This is a genomic window from Pseudomonas brassicacearum (assembly GCF_003732225.1).
GTDB classification, from domain to species: Bacteria; Pseudomonadota; Gammaproteobacteria; order Pseudomonadales; family Pseudomonadaceae; genus Aquipseudomonas; species Aquipseudomonas brassicacearum_E.
The window spans coordinates 236,362-255,698 of sequence record NZ_MOBJ01000006.1 but is presented as its reverse complement, the minus strand read 5'-3'; the positions used below and the strand labels follow the sequence as shown (position 1 = coordinate 255,698).

At 58.2% G+C, this 19,337-nt stretch carries 13 protein-coding genes; 6 read left to right on the top strand and 7 right to left on the bottom strand.

The features are described from left to right. Nucleotides 1-16: 16 nt before the first annotated feature. Both BK659_RS07985 and BK659_RS07980 read left to right on the top strand, forming a co-directional pair. Nucleotides 17-1,243 carry a histidine decarboxylase gene (locus BK659_RS07985; RefSeq protein WP_123424539.1) on the top strand — a complete coding sequence of 409 codons (1,227 nt, stop codon included), beginning with the start codon at nt 17-19 and terminating at the stop codon, nt 1,241-1,243. Between the two features lie 36 nt (nt 1,244-1,279). Then, on the top strand, nt 1,280-1,603 hold the full coding sequence (locus BK659_RS07980; protein ID WP_123424538.1) for an isochorismate lyase: 324 nt from the start codon (nt 1,280-1,282) through the stop codon (nt 1,601-1,603). 222 nt (nt 1,604-1,825) lie between these two features. Here BK659_RS07980 and BK659_RS07975 read toward each other — a convergent pair whose 3' ends face one another. From BK659_RS07975 to BK659_RS07960, 4 genes are read right to left on the bottom strand one after another with little or no spacing between them, the layout of a single operon-like run. After that, nucleotides 1,826-2,932, bottom strand: coding sequence for an HlyD family secretion protein (locus BK659_RS07975; RefSeq protein WP_123424537.1), 1,107 nt, complete (start codon nt 2,930-2,932; stop codon nt 1,826-1,828). A 7-nt stretch (nt 2,933-2,939) separates the two neighbouring features. Beyond that, complete coding sequence (locus BK659_RS07970; RefSeq protein ID WP_185015292.1) at nt 2,940-5,060, bottom strand: TolC family protein; 2,121 nt, start codon at nt 5,058-5,060, stop codon at nt 2,940-2,942. A 1-nt stretch (nt 5,061) separates the two neighbouring features. Continuing rightward, on the bottom strand, nt 5,062-6,390 hold the full coding sequence (locus BK659_RS07965; RefSeq protein ID WP_123424535.1) for a glycosyltransferase family 2 protein: 1,329 nt from the start codon (nt 6,388-6,390) through the stop codon (nt 5,062-5,064). 2 nt (nt 6,391-6,392) lie between these two features. Continuing rightward, on the bottom strand, nt 6,393-7,781 hold the full coding sequence (locus BK659_RS07960) for a TackOD1 domain-containing metal-binding protein (protein ID WP_123424534.1): 1,389 nt from the start codon (nt 7,779-7,781) through the stop codon (nt 6,393-6,395). Between the two features lie 841 nt (nt 7,782-8,622). On the opposite strand from BK659_RS07960, the gene mexE reads away from it, so the two are divergent. Genes mexE through BK659_RS07945 form a run of 3 tightly spaced genes read left to right on the top strand, consistent with a single transcriptional unit; the run spans nt 8,623 to nt 14,489 of the window. Further along, a complete protein-coding gene (mexE, locus tag BK659_RS07955) occupies nt 8,623-9,876 on the top strand; it encodes a multidrug efflux RND transporter periplasmic adaptor subunit MexE (protein ID WP_123424533.1) in 1,254 nt (417 codons plus the stop codon). Nucleotides 9,877-9,891: 15 nt separating this feature from the next. Beyond that, on the top strand, nt 9,892-13,071 hold the full coding sequence (locus tag BK659_RS07950; protein WP_123424532.1) for an efflux RND transporter permease subunit: 3,180 nt from the start codon (nt 9,892-9,894) through the stop codon (nt 13,069-13,071). Continuing rightward, nucleotides 13,068-14,489, top strand: a complete 1,422-nt coding sequence (locus tag BK659_RS07945) for an efflux transporter outer membrane subunit (protein WP_123424531.1) — start codon at nt 13,068-13,070, stop codon at nt 14,487-14,489. The genes BK659_RS07950 and BK659_RS07945 overlap by 4 nt, the downstream gene beginning before the upstream one ends. A 243-nt stretch (nt 14,490-14,732) precedes the next feature. Here BK659_RS07945 and BK659_RS07940 read toward each other — a convergent pair whose 3' ends face one another. From BK659_RS07940 to BK659_RS07930, 3 genes are read right to left on the bottom strand one after another with little or no spacing between them, the layout of a single operon-like run. Continuing rightward, nucleotides 14,733-15,686 (bottom strand): HlyD family secretion protein, encoded by a 954-nt coding sequence (locus BK659_RS07940; protein WP_123424888.1) that lies wholly within the window; start codon nt 15,684-15,686, stop codon nt 14,733-14,735. Nucleotides 15,687-15,691: 5 nt separating this feature from the next. Next, nucleotides 15,692-15,892 (bottom strand): DUF1656 domain-containing protein, encoded by a 201-nt coding sequence (locus BK659_RS07935; protein ID WP_123424530.1) that lies wholly within the window; start codon nt 15,890-15,892, stop codon nt 15,692-15,694. Continuing rightward, nucleotides 15,882-18,035 (bottom strand): FUSC family protein, encoded by a 2,154-nt coding sequence (locus tag BK659_RS07930; RefSeq protein ID WP_123424529.1) that lies wholly within the window; start codon nt 18,033-18,035, stop codon nt 15,882-15,884. Before BK659_RS07930 ends, BK659_RS07935 begins: the two co-directional genes overlap by 11 nt. Before the next feature lie 185 nt (nt 18,036-18,220). Here BK659_RS07930 and BK659_RS07925 point away from each other — a divergent pair, with 185 nt between their 5' ends. Further along, a complete protein-coding gene (locus tag BK659_RS07925; RefSeq protein WP_123424528.1) occupies nt 18,221-19,276 on the top strand; it encodes a tetratricopeptide repeat protein in 1,056 nt (351 codons plus the stop codon). Nucleotides 19,277-19,337 lie beyond the last annotated feature (61 nt).

Here is a 19,337-nt window from a genome sequence, read left to right as displayed (position 1 = left end):
CTAAAAGGAGTTGGAAATGACCTTATCCACTGCCGACCAAAGCAGGCTTGAGCGCTTCTGGCAGCACTGCGTGACGAATCAGTACTTCAATATCGGGTACCCCGAATCAGCGGACTTCGATTACTCCCAGTTGCATCGCTTCCTGCGTTTTTCGATCAACAACTGCGGGGATTGGAACGAGTACAGCAACTACCTGTTGAACTCGTTCGACTTTGAAAAGGACGTCATGACGTACTTCTCCGAGCTGTTCAACATCGCGCTCGACGACAGCTGGGGCTACGTCACCAACGGGGGGACCGAAGGCAACATGTTTGGCTGCTACCTGGGTCGCGAACTGTTCCCGAACGGCACCCTGTACTACTCCAAAGACACCCATTACTCCGTGGCGAAGATCGTCAAGTTGCTACGGATCAAATGTCGTGCAGTCGAGTCATTGGCCAATGGCGAAATCGACTACGACGACCTGATGGCAAGAATAACCGCCGACCAGGAACGCCACCCCATCATCTTCGCTAACATCGGCACCACCCTACGCGGAGCGGTCGACAATATCGCCACCATTCAACAGCGTCTGCAGCAGGCGGGCATTGCCCGTCATGACTACTACCTGCACGCAGACGCAGCGTTGAGCGGGATGATCCTGCCCTTCGTCGATCACCCACAGCCCTTCTCGTTCGCCGATGGCATCGACTCGATCTGCGTCTCCGGCCACAAGATGATCGGTTCGCCCATTCCTTGCGGGATTGTCGTGGCCAAACGCAAGAATGTTGCGCGCATCTCGGTGGAAGTGGACTACATCCTGGCCCATGACAAGACCATCAGCGGCTCGCGCAATGGCCATACACCGTTGATGATGTGGGCGGCACTACGTAGCCACTCGTTCGCTGACTGGCGCCAGCGTATCCACCACAGCCTGGAAAAGGCACAGTATGCGGTGGATCGATTCCAGGCTGCGGGCATTGATGCCTGGCGCAACGAGAACTCCATCACCGTAGTGTTCCCTTGTCCGTCGCAAAGGATTGCGAAGAAATATTGCCTGGCGACGTCTGGCGATACAGCGCACTTGATAACGACACCCCATCATCACGACAACGTGATGATCGACGCATTGATCGATGAGGTCATTGCCGAGCTTGAGACGGATGCCTGGCGATTTGGGGGGGCGCAGGTCAAACAAGGGGGTAATGAGCGACGACCTCCACACTCCGTCAGGGAGACGTGCCCCCGATTCGACGTCATCTGAAACTGACTATTTTCATCACACATCGAGACAAGCACTATGTCGCAACTTAAAACGCCTGAAGCCTGCGAAAGCCTCAATGATATTCGGGCCGGCATCGATTTTTTTGATCGCCAGATCCTTGAGTCCTTGAAACAACGCCTGGGTTATGTGAAAGCCGCTGTGCAATTCAAAGCCAATGAGCAGGCTATCCCCGCTCCGGAGCGGGTCGCGGCAATGCTCGAAGACCGCCGCGAGTGGGCAGTCGCCGCCGGTTTCGAAGTGGCCTTCGTCGAGAAGCTCTACGAGCACATTATTCATTGGAATATCCAACAGCAGATTCTGCACTGGCAAGTCACTTATCCCGACCGAAACAAGGCATAAGCCCATTGATGAGCGTATGACCTGGGATACGGTGTAGACGTTTCCGAGTGTGTGGTTTTGAAAGGGCGCCAGAGAGGGGCGCCCTGCACTTTCAATCGGTTTATCGTCCGAGTGAATGGCCAGGCGTGTGTAGCTCATGGCTGACGTCACTGGTGAATGGTTTTTCTCGGCCTGAACCCGGCTCCGCCCGTCACGAGAATTCGATCAGCAGACATGATTGATTCACTCCTGGGTGGCCGTTGTCCGATCCATCGCGATGAGGCCCTCGAATCGTTCGATGAGTTCACGGCCGGCACTGAACATTTGTTGCCAATCGGTGGGGAAGCGAACATTCAACGGCAGTTGATCGATCCGCCAGCGCGGCGGCAACGCTTCATCAAACCGGGCCGCGACCTGCAAGCCCATTTCACTGGTGGCAAACGGTCCCCGTAATACCGTCGGCGTACGTCCGGCACTGTCTACCGCCTGGACCACGTGGGCCGGTAACCAATCGCCGTTCGGCATGCGCACACGCAGGGGCTGACCGATAACCGCGTAGCTGATATTCAGCGGTTCCAGATAAATCCACAGCAGCGGTTCCTCCAGTCGCTCCAGGCGCATCAGCAACGTGCCTGCACCGACGTTTTCGCCCGGATTGACCAGTACTTCGGCGATCCGACCACTCTGGACCGCCTTGACGGACAAAGCGGCCAGGCGCGTCTTCAGCCATTGTTGTTCGGAGTTCTGCGCAATGACCTCCCGCTCAAAGCCGGATGGCGACTGGCGTGCCAATTGCTCTCGACGCTCAAACGCCAACAGGTCTGATTGATACCCGTCGCGTTCGGACTGCGCCGCCAGTACTTCCCCGCGTGTAGCGGCCCCCTGCTCGACGAGGTTTTCCAGCGCTCGAACCCGTTGCTCCGCCCTGCCCACCCGGGTCCTCAGCAACTGACGATCCTTCTCGCCCAGCGCACCGTGCCCGGGTGGCACTGCATTGACCGGCATGGCGGCCAGTTGCAGCAATCGGGCACGCCACTCTGGATTGTCCAGGCTGATCAGCTGTTGGTCGGCCTGCACCTGCTCGCCAGCCGTCACAAATAACTGATCGACCCGGCCGGCCTCACGGGCGCGAACCTCCAGAATAGGCAGGCGCAATTGTGCCGGTGCGTCGATCATCAGCATGCCGTACACCAGTTTGCCGCCCAGCCAGAGCAACGGACTGGCAACCAGTAGCAGGATAAGATACCAGCGCATGCGAAACGCCATGCGCTTGCCGGGCGCATACAACACACTCAGCCCGTGCTCCTGCGTGGGGTTCAGCTCTTTACGACTATCGAATCGAATTTTCATGAGCGGCTCACCATTTTGGGAAGTCTCGCCAGTCTTGCCAGTCAATGCCGGCAATCCCATAGGGTTGCAACTGTTCGCGCCAGGCGCTCACCTGATGTTGCAACTGTTGCGTCGACGAACCCGCCCAGCTCTCCGTGGCGGGCAATTGCGATTCCGTGCTTTGCGCCAGGCGAAATTGCAAAGCCGGCCAGCGTTTGGCGATCTGCTCGGCCATTCGTGCGCTGCTTTGCGGGTTGCGTGTGTAAATCATCAGGCTGACCTGACGCACGCCGACCTCAGGAAGCGCACACGGCACACAGGTCTGTCCCGGGTTTGCCTCAGCGAACCAGCGATGATGGCTGGAAATCTCGACCGGCCAAGGGCTCTCTTTTGACGCCGCACGCAGGGTCTCGAGCCAGTTTTTCAGGCGCTGATCAGGCACTGGTATCCCCAACTGCTCGACCTCCAGGTCCAAATGAAGGCTTGCGAATGAAAGCCCCTTCAATGTCTTCAGCAGATCAATCAGCGACTGCCGTTGCTGCGGCTCGATCCAGCCGGGGTCGCCGAGCAGAAGGCTCACTTGCAGACCCTGGCGTGCCGCCTCCTGAAGCAGTTGCTCGATTCTCGGACGGGTGACGGCAAGATCGTTGAGTTGCGAGGCCTTGAGTCCGAGATAGATTTTATCCATACCGGCCTTGCGCAATGCCTGCAGCTGCGCCGAACGTCGGGCAGGATCGAGCAATGCCTCGCTGTCCCAGACGTAACTGGCCTGGGACCATTTGCCCGGCCCCGGTGATGGCAAGGTACGGCGTGGTTGCGCGGGATCGGCAACAGGGGACGCGGCCAGTGTGGTGTTCGGCGGTGACCATTGTTGATGTTCCTCGCCCAACAGTGCCGCAAAGCGCGGGTTGTCATCGGTGAGGAGGTTCAAATCCGCCTGACGCAACCAGGCTGCATGCCAGGCCGCAATCGAATCGAAAGCTGTCTGAAAATAAATACGTTGGGTGTTGAGCGAGTTTTCCAGATTGCCACCCGGTGCCTGGCGTCTGCTTTCCTCTTCATCGAAGGCCCTTTGAGCAATTTGCGATTGCTTGCGAGACTGATTGATCGTCGCCAATGCTCCGCTGTACGCCCGCAATGCCTTGCTCAGCTCCAGCCCCAGCGCACGCTGTTCAGCGACGACACGCTCAGTGGCCGCTTCGTAGCGCGCATCGGCGACTTGTTGGCGAGCACGAGTATTGCCGACCAGGTCGAATGGCACGGAAAAAACCAGACTGGCCACCAGGCTACTGCCCGCTTTGTCAGAATTGTTGTTGTACTGCTGAGAGTCGGCCAGTACCACATCGGAATCGATGGAGGCGTACCAGGGGGTGTCGCGCTCACGATCAGCCTGGTCGCGCAGGTTCTGCTTTTCGGTCACCCGCGGATGTTGATTCAACAGCGCCTGCCATTGCACCAAAGGTTGTGGTCTTATCGCCAAAGGTTCCGCGACGGCCTCCGCGGTCGGGGGAATGTCGCTCATGCTGACGCGGGCCAGATCCTCGCGAATGTCAGCCTCGACCTGGCGCAACGCGTTGCAACGGCTTGCAACCCCCTCCCACTCGCTCATTTGCAACTCGGCCTCGGAACCCCGCATCAGCTGAGACTGCAACCGCGAACGAAGGGTCGTGCCGGCCCGTTCGGCAACAGGAATGAGTTTGCCGCACAATGCCGCTTCCTGTTGCACGCGCCACCAATCGGCGTACGCACTGCGCAGGGCCAGCCGCTGGCTGGCCTGTTGCAACGCAATGCGCAACTGCTGTCGTTGACGTTCGTATTGATTGGCTTGCACCAGATCCAGTTGGCGCTTGAGACTCCCCAACAATGGGTGACGAATGCCCAGGCTGACATTGCGACCGTAGTAATCATTGCGGATATCTTGTGTCACCAGTTCTCGGTAGCGACCAACGCTAGCGCTGGCAAAAGCATGCCATCCGGCCTCGTCTTCAGAAAGTTTGGACTCTGCTTCAAGCGCGTGCAGGTCAGCCTGGCCAGCAAGAAACAAAGGATCGGATTGTTGCCTGTCGATCAACGCCTGAAGGGTCAGGGGTTGCGCGACCAGCGCCGCAGGGGGCAACGACAACGTCAGGGCCAGAAATATCGATCGCATATCAAAACCTCGTGGCTCGTTTGAGAACCCACCAGGGCGCCATCGCGGTTTCTTCATGGCCACGACGAAATATCTCGTTGAGCATGGCCACTGCACTCCAGCACCGTATAAGCATCATGAACAACGGAAATACCGGTACCAGCAGCGCCAGTGTCATGTCCTGTCGAGGTCGGTCGGACACCATCAACAACATGGCGCCGAACATCATCGCGGTGATCATCAGGTACAAGAGATAAATCAGCGCAAACAGAAACAACAGCGTCTTGCCGGGTAGCACAAACAGCGCCAGCAAGGTGTAGCCGAAAATAATGAACGGCAACACCAACTGAAAGAAAAAGCCGCTGAGCAAAATCATCAGGAAAGTCGGCCAGCCCAGCAAAGCCGGGTTGATGTTGTGGTTGTGCTTTCTGACGTACAGAAAAAACAGGTCTCCGTCCCAGCGCAGTCGTTGCATCAGAAACTGCCTGAGAGTCGCCGGTGCGTCGGTATGCCCGATCGCCTCCGGCTCGAACGGGATCCTCAAACCGTGACGCTTGAAGTAGCTTTTGATCCGCAGCGTCAGATCGAGATCCTCCGCTGTATGGGTATTCCAGCCGCCGATCTTCACCAGGAAACTGCGGCGGAAAGCGCCGAAAGCACCGGAGACGTTGTTGACCAGATTCCACTCGGCCAAACCGATTTTCGACATATGGATCGAGAGCAGGTATTCCAGCGCCTGCATCGCAGTGACCCAGGAGCCCCATACATTACGTACGCGCAAACTACCGGCGACCGCCGGCACCGAAGGGTCCTCGAAATGCCGCACGATGGCGCTGACCATCGTGTTATCGAAGGAGGTGTCACCATCCAGCGCCATCACGATTTCTCCGCTGGCATGGGCCAGGCCGGCGTTCAATGAAGACACCCGCCCACCCCTTTGCCATTTGGCAATCGGCCGCAAATGGCGGCGGGGGTACAACTGCGGGTCGACCCGAAACTGGCGAACGGCACTGAGAGTCGACTGGTTCATCGTGGCCCCATCGACCACCGGAATCATCTCGATGTGCCCGGGGTACGTTTGCTCGCACAGGCTTAACAGCGTCGTCTGAACATCCATCCCTTCGCTGTAGCAGGTGATGATGCAGGACACTTTGGGTCGGTACAGACTGAGCGGCACAACACTGCTGCGCTTGCGGGCAAACCAGCGCAAAACGCCCAGCATCACCATGAACGTCAGTGGCAGTTCAAAAAGCAGAAACATTGGAAATAGCATGTAGAACAACCGACTCAATCCATCCGGTCCCGCGAGCGCGCCGAGCGCGTTATAGAGTTGCTCCAGTAATGGGCTCATGGTCACACCAACTCGCTGGCCAGACGGGCCAGCAGTAGTTCGCCATCTTCTTGCTCAAGCAAATCCTCAGGTGCAGTGAAACTGACGACACGCAGGGCGATATCACTGACTTCTGGCGCGGAAAACAACTCGGCGACCCGGCTCAAGCGCTGCTTGACACTGACCAGACCGGCCTTGTCGGTATGGGGAAGCATGATCCAGAAAAACTCTTCCGTACTCCGGGAGCAACGGTCTGTTTCCCGGACGGTTTCCTTCAGCCTATCGGCAAGGCTATCGATAAAGGCATGCCCGCGGTGCTCACCCAGACGAGCCAACGTACCGGTCAGATTGACGAAGCGCAGGCCGATCACTGAGAACGCCGGAAGTTGATAACGACGCACGACCTGGAGCTGCCAGGTCAGAAACTCATAAAAGTCTTTGCCGCCCAACAAATTGAGGCGGCCGAAGTGATCGACTGATCGGTCGTTGAAGTCCTGGCGACAGCGCAAACGCCCTGCTTCTGCCAGCCGGAAGTCTCTGACTTCCCGTACCCGCAACTTATCGGGTGCGTGCGAAAGGCCGCAGTCCAGACACCGCGCCAGCACATCGGCGTCGACAAAGAATGCCTGGCATGACCTGCAGCGATAATTTTCCAGCGGACGATCATAGTCGCTGCCGATATGTCGCAAACGGTTCAGGCAATTGGGACACAGCAAAACGTTATCTTTGAGAAAGGAATCCTGAGGCCCGACATGCCCACAGGTAAAACAGTGCAAGGAGGGCTGCCTTGAAATGTCCAAAGCCTGGCATTCGGCACACACGTCAATGTAATTAAGCCGGCCCGAGCCACAACCTGAACAGAGCCGGATGCGATCGACCAGAACGCCCTCTTCGAGCCAATCCTGTTGCACCATTAAACTGAGCCAGACGAAAGGATTGACCTGCTCGTTATCGGCCAGTGCTTCGAGCAAGGGATAGCGATAATGCTGGGGGACTTCCGGATCTCGCAGGGCAAACACATGGGCGTTGGCGCGTAACCACAACCATGACAGCACCCGACTTTCAAATCGTTCGGGAGCCGAACCCTGCGTGAATAACGCGAAGCGTTCTTGCCACACATTCCACAACGTCTTTATTTCGCTGGTTTCGGCAGGGCACGCTCCATCTCCCAACGCTTCACACCAGTCGTCCTGGTCTCGACAACAGTAAATGAGGGTGTAGCGATAAGGGGGAGCCGAGCGTAACTTGCGAAGCACTCGCCCAGCGTAAGTTGCCGGCATGTCCAGCAGCAGAACATCAAATACGCGAGCGGCCAGCAAGCTGCTTATATCAGTAAAGTGCTCAAATTCGAGAACATTAGAGCTGGAAACCCTATTGCCAAGAATCGCAATCCGGGGATTTGGAACCGACATGTCGCACTCCCCCCTACCGGTAGGCGAAATGTGATTAACAGAAGACTATCAACACTAGCACCACATCAAGAAAGTGCCTGATCTATTGGAGAGTTTTTTCTGACACTAAAACGCCAAAATATCGCCACCCCTACAGACTCAAACTAGCAACCGTTAATAACATTATGTGATAAGAGCCACTTAATTATACAAATCACTTAATATTCAAACAGTTATGATTTAACGATTTACCTTGAAAATATAAATTAAAGGCAGCCATTAGCTAACAGCCATTATTTAGCCATCCGTCAACCGCACGACCAAAGCGCCATAAAAAAAACACTCAATGCTTTTTGGTAAAAAATTTAACATGCCATACCGTTTATCAATCAATGAGCTCATGATTTCAGTGGGTATAACAGCCCATCACTATCCATTCCAGTACTTAGTTAATAACTATCAGTTGTTACCCAGCCTTTACACTGCTAGCGTATTAATATCAGCCAATGAAAACACGTTAAGGTCTGGGTTTTGTATCGGGGCTGATAGCCTCTTCGCGAGCAAGCTCGCTCCCACACTTAATCTTCAGTGCACACCGGTTTGGCGTCCGGCATAGATCCAGTGTGGGAGTGAGCTTGCTCGCGATGGTCGCGACCCGGTTTTCAGCCTGACCTTTGCATTCCGTGCAACACTGAATTGTCAGTGCGCAGATTGATAGCCACCTAACGAAAGCCCCATGCTAGAGGGCTCACTTCGCACTTATATCATTCCGAATGATAGTTACCTTTGCTTCATTCGATTCGTGAGATACAAGCCCGCCGAGCATCATCCGTCCATCTCAATACAATTGGCGGATGCATCCATGGAACAGTCACTCAAACATTTGCGCTTCCCCTTGGCCGTTCTGGCCTTGCTGGTGATGAGCGCCTGCGGCAAGACCCCGGGCACCGCTGCCGCCATGCCTGCGGCCAAAGTCAGCGTGGCCAAGGTGCTGGAACAACCGGTCAACGAATGGGACGACTTCACCGGCCGCCTCGAAGCACCGGAAACCGTCGAGATTCGTCCTCGGGTGTCTGGCCAGATCGATGAAGTCGCTTTCACCGAAGGTGCACTGGTGAAAAAAGGCGACCTGCTGTTCCAGATCGATCCTCGACCGTTCCAGGCTGAGGTCCGCCGCCTTGAAGCCCTGGTTGCCCAGGGCCGCGCCAATGCTACCCGCAGCGAAAATGAAGCCCAACGCGGTGAACGCCTGCGCACCAGCAACGCGATTTCCGCAGAACTGGCCGACTCGCGCAGCAGCGCCGCCCAAGAAGCTCGAGCCGCAGTCGGCGCCATCCAGGCGCAACTGGACCTGGCCAAACTGAACCTCAGTTTCACCCGCGTCACCGCACCGATCAGCGGCCGCGTCAGCCGTGCCGAAATCACCGCCGGCAACCTGGTCACCGCTGATGTCACCGCGCTGACCAGCGTGGTCTCCACCGACAAGATTTACGCCTACTTCGACGCCGATGAGCGTGTGTACCTCAAGTACACCCAGCTCGCCCGCCAGGGCCAACGCGGTCAAACCACTCCGGTTTACCTTGGCCTGTCCAATGAAGAAGGCAACCCACACCTGGGCCAGATGAACTTCGTCGACAACCAGGTCAACCCGAAAACCGGCACCATTCGTGGTCGCGCGGTGTTTGATAACAGCAAGGGCGAATACACCCCCGGCCTCTACGCTCGCCTGAAACTGGTGGGCAGCGGGACCTATTCCGCCGTGCTGATCAACGACGAAGCCGTCGGTACCGATCTTGGTAAAAAGTTCGTACTGGTGATGGACGCCGACAACAAATCGGCTTATCGCGCCGTCGAACTGGGGCCGAAGATCGAAGGATTGCGCATCGTGCGCAGCGGCCTGAGCAAGGACGACACGATCATCGTCAAGGGTTTGCAACGGGTGCGTCCGGGTTCCCCGGTGACGCCTGAAGTGATTCCGATGGCCAGCCAGGAAACCCTCGCGGCCCTTGCTCAACAACGTCAAGCGCTTGAAGCCAGCAACCTGCCCCAAGTCGCACCTGCCAAGGTTGCGCCGGGTACGGCTGTGAAACTCGCCGCTGCGACTCCACGCGGTTAAGGGACGACAACTCCGATGAATTTTTCCCAATTCTTCATTTCACGGCCGATCTTCGCAGCGGTGCTCTCGCTGCTGATCCTGATCGCCGGCAGCATCTCGCTGTTCCAGCTACCGATCAGCGAATACCCGGAAGTCGTGCCACCGACCGTGGTGGTTCGCGCCAACTTCCCGGGTGCCAACCCCAAAGTCATCGGTGAAACCGTTGCCGCTCCGCTGGAGCAAGCCATCACCGGCGTCGAGAACATGCTGTACATGTCCTCGCAGTCCACCGCTGACGGCAAGATCACCCTGACCATCACCTTTGCGCTGGGCACCGACCTGGACAACGCTCAGGTGCAGGTGCAGAACCGCGTCACCCGCTCCGAGCCCAAGCTGCCCGCAGAAGTGACCCGGATCGGTATCACGGTGGACAAGGCCTCGCCCGACCTGACCATGGTTGTGCACTTGACCTCGCCGGACAAACGCTACGACATGCTCTACCTGTCCAACTATGCCCTGCTCAACATCAAGGATGAGCTGGCGCGGTTGGGCGGTGTCGGTGACGTGCAACTGTTCGGTATGGGCGACTACTCGCTGCGGGTCTGGCTCGATCCGAACAAGACCGCTTCGCGTAACCTGACCGCGACCGATGTGGTCAACGCGATTCGCGAGCAGAACCGTCAGGTTGCTGCCGGTGCCCTGGGTGCTCCGCCTGCGCCGAACGCCACCGCGTTCCAGCTCTCGGTCAACACTCAAGGTCGCCTGGTCTCCGAGGAAGAGTTCGAGAACATCATTATTCGCTCCGGCGAAAACGGTGAAATCACTCGCCTCAAAGACATTGCTCGCGTCGAACTGGGTTCCAGTCAGTACGCCTTGCGCTCCCTGCTGAACAACCAACCGGCCGTGGCGATCCCGATCTTCCAGCGTCCGGGCTCCAACGCTATCGAGATCTCCAACGAAGTGCGGGCCAAAATGGCCGAGCTGAAGAAGAGCTTCCCCGAAGGCATGGACTTCAGCATCGTGTATGACCCGACGATTTTCGTTCGTGGTTCCATCGAGGCTGTGGTGCACACACTGTTCGAAGCACTGATTCTGGTGGTGCTGGTGGTGATCCTGTTCCTGCAAACCTGGCGCGCCTCGATCATTCCGTTGGTGGCGGTACCGGTATCGCTGATCGGTACGTTCGCAGTGATGCACCTGTTCGGCTTCTCGCTTAACGCGCTGTCGTTGTTCGGATTGGTATTGGCCATCGGCATCGTGGTCGACGACGCCATCGTGGTGGTGGAAAACGTCGAACGAAACATCGGTCTGGGGCTCACGCCAGTCGAAGCGACCAAGCGTGCCATGCGTGAAGTAACCGGCCCGATCATCGCCACCGCGCTGGTGCTGTGTGCGGTGTTTATCCCGGCGGCATTCATCTCCGGGTTGACCGGGCAGTTCTACAAGCAGTTCGCCTTGACCATCGCGATTTCCACGGTGATCTCGGCCTTCAACTCGCTGACCCTGTCGCCAGCCTTGGCTGCTGTCTTGCTCAAAAGCCATGACGCGCCCAAGGACCGCTTCTCGAAAGTCCTCGACGGGATCTTCGGTGGCTGGTTGTTCCGTCCGTTCAACCGCTTCTTTGATCGTGCCAGCCATAGCTACGTAGGCACCGTGGGTCGTGTGATCCGCAGCAGCGGCATCGCCCTGCTGCTGTACGCCGGCCTGATGGCGTTGACGTTCCTCGGTTTCTCCAGCACACCGACCGGTTTCGTGCCGGGCCAGGACAAGCAATACCTGGTGGCCTTCGCCCAACTGCCGGACGCGGCGAGCCTGGACCGTACTGAAGATGTGATCAAGCGCATGTCCGACCTGGCCCTGAAACAGCCTGGCGTGGAAAGCGCAGTGGCCTTCCCGGGCCTGTCGATCAACGGCTTCACCAACAGCCCGAATGCCGGCATCGTATTCGTGACCCTGAAACCGTTCGACCAACGCAAGGACCCAAGCCAGTCGGCCGGTGCGATTGCCGGTGCCTTGAATGGCCAATACGCCGGGATTCAGGAAGCCTACATGGCGATCTTCCCGCCGCCGCCAGTACAAGGCCTGGGCACCATCGGTGGTTTCCGCCTGCAGATCGAAGACCGGGGCAACCTGGGCTATGACGAGCTGTATAAAGAAACCATGAACATCATTACCAAGAGCCGCAGCGTGCCGGAACTGGCCGGGCTGTTCACCAGCTATACCGTGAACGTGCCACAGGTCGATGCCGCCATCGACCGTGAAAAAGCCAAGACCCACGGCGTGGCCGTCAGCGACATCTTCGACACCCTGCAGATCTATCTGGGTTCGTTGTATGCCAACGACTTCAACCGCTTCGGTCGCACCTATCAGGTCAACGTTCAGGCCGAGCAGCAGTTCCGCCTCGAACCGGATCAGATCGGTCAGCTGAAAGTGCGCAACAACAAAGGCGAGATGATCCCGCTGGCGACCTTCATCAAGGTCAGCGACACCTCGGGGCCGGACCGCGTGATGCACTACAACGGCTTTATCACCGCTGAAATCAACGGTGCTGCCGCCCCCGGCTACAGTTCCGGCCAAGCGCAACAGGCCATCGAGAAACTGCTCAAGGACGAACTGCCTAACGGCATGACCTACGAGTGGACCGACCTGACCTACCAGCAGATTCTGTCCGGCAACACTGCGTTGTTCGTGTTCCCGCTCTGCGTACTGCTGGCGTTCCTGGTACTGGCCGCGCAATACGAGAGCTGGAGCCTGCCACTGGCGGTGATCCTGATCGTACCGATGACGCTGCTGTCAGCGATTACCGGGGTGATTCTGTCCGGTAGCGACAACAACATCTTCACCCAGATCGGTTTGATCGTACTGGTGGGGCTGGCCTGTAAGAACGCGATCCTGATCGTCGAGTTCGCCAAGGACAAGCAAGAGGAAGGTATGGACTCGCTCAGCGCGGTACTGGAAGCCTGCCGTCTGCGTCTGCGGCCGATCCTGATGACCTCCTTCGCCTTCATCATGGGTGTGGTGCCTCTGGTGTTCTCCAGCGGTGCCGGTGCAGAAATGCGTCATGCCATGGGTGTGGCGGTGTTCTCCGGGATGCTCGGGGTGACCTTCTTCGGTCTGTTGCTGACGCCAGTGTTCTACATATTGATCCGTCGTTTTGTGGAGCGCGGCGAAGCACGCAAAGCGGCCAAGGCCCTGAAACTGGAGGCGCAACAATGAGTCTGAAAGTCTTCCTGCCGAGCTTGCTGGTACTGGCCCTGAGTGCCTGTGCCGTAGGCCCGGACTACAAGACGCCGCTTACTGCGGCGGCCAACATCACGGCCGCCACCGACGGCGCAAACGGTCAGAAGAACTTCGACCGCGCACGCTTCGAAGGTATCTGGTGGAAGCAGTTCGACGACCCGGTCCTCAATCAGTTGGTGACCCAGTCGTTGCAGGGCAACCGTGATCTGCGAGTGGCGTATGCCCGCTTGAAGGCGTCTCGTGCGTTTCGTGATGACGCGGCCACCCAGACCACACCCAACGTGACCGCCCGCGCCAGCAGCGATTTGGCCAAGGGCCAGATTCCCGGCCAGACCACCGACCGCGTCAACAGCGAGCGTTATGACCTGGGCCTGGACATGGCCTGGGAAGTGGATCTGTTCGGCCGTATCCAGCGCAATCTGGAAGCGGCCGATGCCGATCAGCAAGTGGCCGAAGCCGATCTGTACCAACTGCAAGTCAGCATGATTGCCGAACTGGTGGACGCTTACGGTCAACTGCGCGGTGCGCAACTGCGGGAAAAAATCGCGCTGGCCAACCTGAAGAACCAGCAAGAATCGAGCAAGATCACCGTAAGCCTGCGTGATGCCGGCGTCGGTGATCAGCTCGATGTGGTTCGCGCTGATGCCCGCCTCGCTGCTGTCGAAGCCAGTGTGCCGCAACTGCAAGAGGTGCAGGCACGCCAACGCAACCGCATCGCCACCCTGCTGGGTGAGCGCCCGGACAAGCTGACCGTCGACCTCAGCCCGGCCAACTTGCCGGCGATTGCCAAGGCCTTGCCGATTGGTGATCCGGGTGAGCTGCTGCAACGCCGTCCAGATATCCGTAGTGCCGAACGCAAACTGGCCGCCGCCACCGCCCGCATCGGCGTGGCCAAGGCCGATCTGTTCCCACGGGTCAGCCTCAGCGGTTTCCTCGGCTTCACCGCCGGACGTGGTTCGCAGATCGGCTCGTCGGCAGCCAGCGCCTGGGCGCTCGGCCCAAGCATTACCTGGGCAGCGTTCGACCTGGGCAGCGTACGCGCTCGTTTGCGGGCAGCCGATGCTAACGCCGAAGGCGCCCTGGCGACCTATGAGCAGCAAGTGTTGTTAGCGTTGGAAGAGTCGGAGAACGCCTTCTCCGATTACGGTAAACGTCAGCAACGCCTGATCTCGCTGATTCGTCAGAGTGAGTCGAGCCGTGCCGCGGCTGACCTGGCACAAATTCGCTACCGTGAAGGCACCGCGGATTTCCTGGTGCTGCTCGACGCGCAACGTGAACGCCTGGCGGCCGAGGACTCCCAGGCCCAGGCCGAGGTTGATCTTTACCGTGGCATCGTCGCCATCTACAAGGCGCTCGGCGGTGGCTGGCAACCCGAGACGGTCGCCAGCAAGTAACCCTTCAAGAGCTCCTTTGGTTGGCCGCAACCAACCAATTTTTTTGCCCCGCGCCTCATTCGGTCGCGGGGCTTTTTTTTGGTTCTTCACGGATCACCTGTAGGAGCTGCCGCAGGCTGCGATCTTTTGATCTTCGACTCCTTGCAGACGCCAAAAGATCGCAGCCTGCGGCAGCTCCTACGAGAGATCTGGCGGTCATCAGAGATGTGTAGATACCTATGCCATCGCGGGCAAGCCATGCTTCTACGGTTTGGTGGTTTCCAGAACCGTCACTGTTGCGGTGGTGCCCGCGCGCAGGCGGTTTTTGCCCGCATAGTCGGCGTCGATATCGATCCGTACCGGCACCCGTTGTGCCAGTTTGACCCAGGTGTAGCTGGGATTGATGCTGGCCAACAGTCGGCTGCCCGGCGAGTTCTCCCGGTCAGCAATGGCGAACGCGATGCTTTGGACCCTGCCGCCAAAGGTTTCACCACTCATCAGCTGAATCCGGACCCGAGCACCCTCCTCGATTCGCGGCAACTTGGTTTCTTCAAAGTAGCCACTGACATAAAACGAATCGCTGTCGACCAGTGCCAACAGCGCGCTGCCGGCAGCGGCATAATCCCCCTGACGGGTCAGCAGGTTGGTGACGTAACCACTGACCGGGGCCTCGACCCGGGTGCGCTGTAAATCCAGTTCGGCCTGGGTCAACGCGGCAATCGCCAGCTGCACATTGGCTTGAGCCAACCCCAGATTGGCTTGATTGCGCAGCAGGTCTGCCTGTGCCACCGCCACTTCAGTGCTGGACTTCTCCCACTCTTCCCCCGAAACCGCAAACTTCTGCTTGAGGGTACGCCGCCGCTGCTCTTCGCTCTGGCGCTGCTTAAGCAACGCATCACTGGCAACAATCGCGGCGTGTGACTGACCCAAAGCGGCCTTGGCGACCTCCACCGAACGCTTGGCACGTTCGACCGCCAGCGTATAGCGGGCCGGGTCGATTTCCAGCAGCAGGTCGCCCTTCGTTACATGCTGATTGTCCTGGACATGCAGACCGACGATGCGCCCGGACACGTCAGCGGAGAGTGTCACCACGTCGGCGCGAACCCGTGCATCGCGAGTCCAGGGCGCGCGGGTGTAATGCTCCCAGGCAAACCAGCCAAGCACGATGGCCAGCACTACCACTATCAGGGTCAAGCTTTGAGCGAGGATTTTCTTCAACGTCATCAAGCTCCCATCAGCAGAATCACGGTCGCGCAGACGCACGCGTACAACGCGCCCTCGAACAGCGCCTCATGCCAGACCAAACGCAACAGGCCGACACGGCGCAGGGCCCAGTCCAGTAACAAAAAGATCGGCAGCGCCAGTAACAAGGCCTGGGCGATCGGAGGCAAGTAGACACCGCCTATTTCGAAATCAATGGGCAAGAACCGGTACTCCTTCTTCTGATGGCACCAGCAGTGAGCGATAACGCTCCAGAAACGCTGCGACAATCAACAACGAAACGCGCATCCGGAATATCGACCACAAGGTGTCGTGGGCGGTCGGCGATCCATCGGCATGCAGGTCGTCGAGCTCATCACCGAGTATCCGCAAGTCATTAAGCAACGGCGCCAGCTCGACACCGCGCCGGCCGGCAACCAGTCTTCCCGCCTCGCGTACAGCGGTCAGTAGACGGACTCGCATTGGCTGGTTCAGCAAGACATTGCTGAGGTTCAGGCTTTGCTGTTTCAATTGCTTCAAGGCCACACCGAATGCCATGCACCCGAGGCTGGCTTCAAAAAGCTCGTTCGAGCGCGGGTTGTTGGCGGCCGGCAATACCCCCAACATCATGGTCAAGCGGTCGACCATGCGACTTTCAAAAGCGAATTGCTGTTCATCGGTGGCCGAGGCTTTCTGCAAGGCATACACCTGCTCGCGGTTTTCCTTGAACAATCGACGGATCCGCAGTGCCGGATTGAAGGGAAAAATCAACGCGTAAACCATTACTGCAAGCACACACGCACTGCTATAAGCGCCGGCAAACTCGAACCACTGGCTTGCCGTGTTCTGCCCGATACCGATGTTCTGCGGAGCAATCATCAGAAAGCCCGAAAGCCCCAGCCCCATGCCGATGCCGGCGGTCGCAGGGCTCGACAATCCCACGGCAACCACATAGAGCAGTGGCGTAAATATCAGCGCCAGCAACTCGAAGCTGTTAATCGCCGGCACCAGCATGAACTGGTAGAGCGCCGATACCACCAATCCCAGCACTAGCCCCCTGGCGTAGTTCAGGCTGGCCAGCAACGGACGGGGCAACGTCGCCATCAGCGAGCAGAGAATGCCTATCAGGACCATCCCGGCACGGGCGCCATCCCAACCGGTTTCGATCCAGATCACACCGCCAACCAGCAATGCCGTGAACGCTCGAATAGCGTTCATCGTCGCCAGGGTGAAATCCAGGTGCAAAGGATTGATCTGGCCCTCCCGGTAAATACAACTGGCCATGCGCCCTTCCTGTATCGCCTCGCTGAGCTCAAGAATCTGCTCCAGTTGCTGCAGCATCCGGGCCTGCTCCCACCGTAGCGCCCAGGCCAGTGAGCGCAAGGTCGCCGGCATCGCCTCGACCCGTTGTTCGGCTTTTTGCGCCTGACGGTCGAAGCGTTGCTGCAGTGCGCTAAAGTGCTGGCGAGACTCAGTCGAAAGCGCACGCCCGTGAACGGCCAATTCATCAAGAAATGCCAGTTCTTCTGCCCGCAAACGCTGGATATCCTCAGGAAGCTCGCCTTTCCAGCGCTCACTGAGCAGCAGCCGCTGATGGCGCAGGACGGTCAACCGCGAACTCAGTAACACCAATTGGTTACCCAGCAACTGCACCAGACCATTGGCCTCGCGCAAGCGTGGCGCATCGAAATACAAATGCCGACGCAAGCCCTCCAGCGCGCTGATCTCGCCCAGGAGTTTCATTTGCCGTTGGTGAAAATCGGCCTCGCTTTCTTCGGTACGAATCACCGCCGCCGCGTGAGTCGCCGTCAGTTTGATCAATTGGTCGACCTTGGCGAAGTAACCGCGCGCCACGGCTTCCGGCCGTGCTGTCAGCAAACTCACGACACAGACACACGCCACCGCCAGCAGGTTTTCAGTCACCCGGGTGATGGCCAGCATCAAGGTGTTGTCTTGATCGGGCTGAGCCAGTAGCGCGACGACCACCGCGGTGTAGCCGCTCAACACAAACGCCTGGGAACTGGTGTAACGCAGCAATGTGCCGCCGGCGGTACAAATCCCCAGCCATATCGCCAGTGTGACAATGAACGGCAGCGGCGCTTGCGGAAAAATCGCCATGATCAGTACCGCCACAGCGGCACCGAGAGTGGTGCCGATGATCTGACCGAAACTCCGTGCCAACGCCATGCCACCCAACGGCTGGCTGACAATCACCACGGTCATGATTGACCATTTGGGCTGATCCAGGTCGAAGAGAAACGCCAGATAAAGGGTCAACAGGCCAGCCGCGATGGTCCTCAACGCAAACAGCAACGTTGCCTGACCAGGGTTCATGACCATTTTGAAATAGTGAATCAGCGGCTGCATGGGTTAGCTCGATCCGTCATCTCCAGCAAGCGTAGTCACTGCGACGCTACGTTGAGAGGTTTCAGAGTCTGATGGTCTGCTTGAGACCATCGAGTATGCGTTGAACCGAGTTCGGGGTTTGACTCGCAGCGCCGGCTGACCGAAGCTGACGACTTTGCAAACGCTGTCAGATTCCGGATTCCTGCATGCCCAAGCCTCGCCGCCACCTGTTCATCAGCCTGCTTGTCCTGATTGCCGTCGGTATTGCCTGGTTTTCGTTGCGCAGCACCACGCCCGTGGTGCCGCCTGCAATCAAGCAGGGCTATCACGACGCCATGGAAAAAGCCCGCAATGGCCAACCTGGTGCGGCGCGAGTGCTTTATCAGCAACTGGCGCGTCCGGACTTATCAGACACGCGTCGTGTCTTGTTGCATGCAGAACTGCCGAACTACCCGAGCCCGCAGGCGCTGAAACTGGCAGACGCCGACCTGCAAAACCCGGTGATAGAGGTTCGCCTGGCCGCAATCAAAAGCATCGTCGGGCTGGTGCCCAATGGCCAGCGCAGCCTGTTGCTCGGGCCCTTGCTCGATGACAGCGAGCAAGCCGTGCGTTTTGCCACAGCGAATGCATTATTGGGGCTTTCACCGGATGATCTGGGGTTGTACTTCGGCCCCTTGCAGCAGGTCATCGATGAGTATGAGCACTCGCTCAAAGGTCAGCCCGAAAGCGCCGGGACCCACTATCAACTGGCTCGCCTGTACCTGCACAACGCCGAACTGAAAGAAGCACAGCAAGCGCTCGATCAGACATTACGTCTGGATCCGGGCAACCTGCCGGCACTGGTGATGCAGATCGAGGTGCTGGATAAACAGGGCCAGGTCGATGCTGCCCAACAAATGTTGGCCAAACAATTACGGACTCAACCCGATTCCGCCTATCTACAGCATGCTTTAGGGTTGTGGTTGCTGCATCGCGGACAAAGCGAGTTCGCCCTGCTCGGCCTTTCAAAAGCGGTGGAACTGGAACCCGACAACAAGGAATACCGCTACGACCTGGCGACTACCTTGCACGGTCAGGAAGAACTCGATGCGGCGCAAAAGCAGCTGCAAGAGATTGTTCAGCGTCACCCGGCCGATCGCAAGGCACGGGTGCTGCTGATCAACTACTGGAAGGAAAGCGGCCAGCTGCAGAACGTTCAGGTGCTGCTGGCGCAGCTTGAGCAGATGAATCCGGATGATCCGGCGTTACAGCAAGGGTTGTAAAAAATGGCCCGTAGGAGCTGCCGAAGGCTGCGATCTTTTGATCCTGAAAAGATCGCAGCCT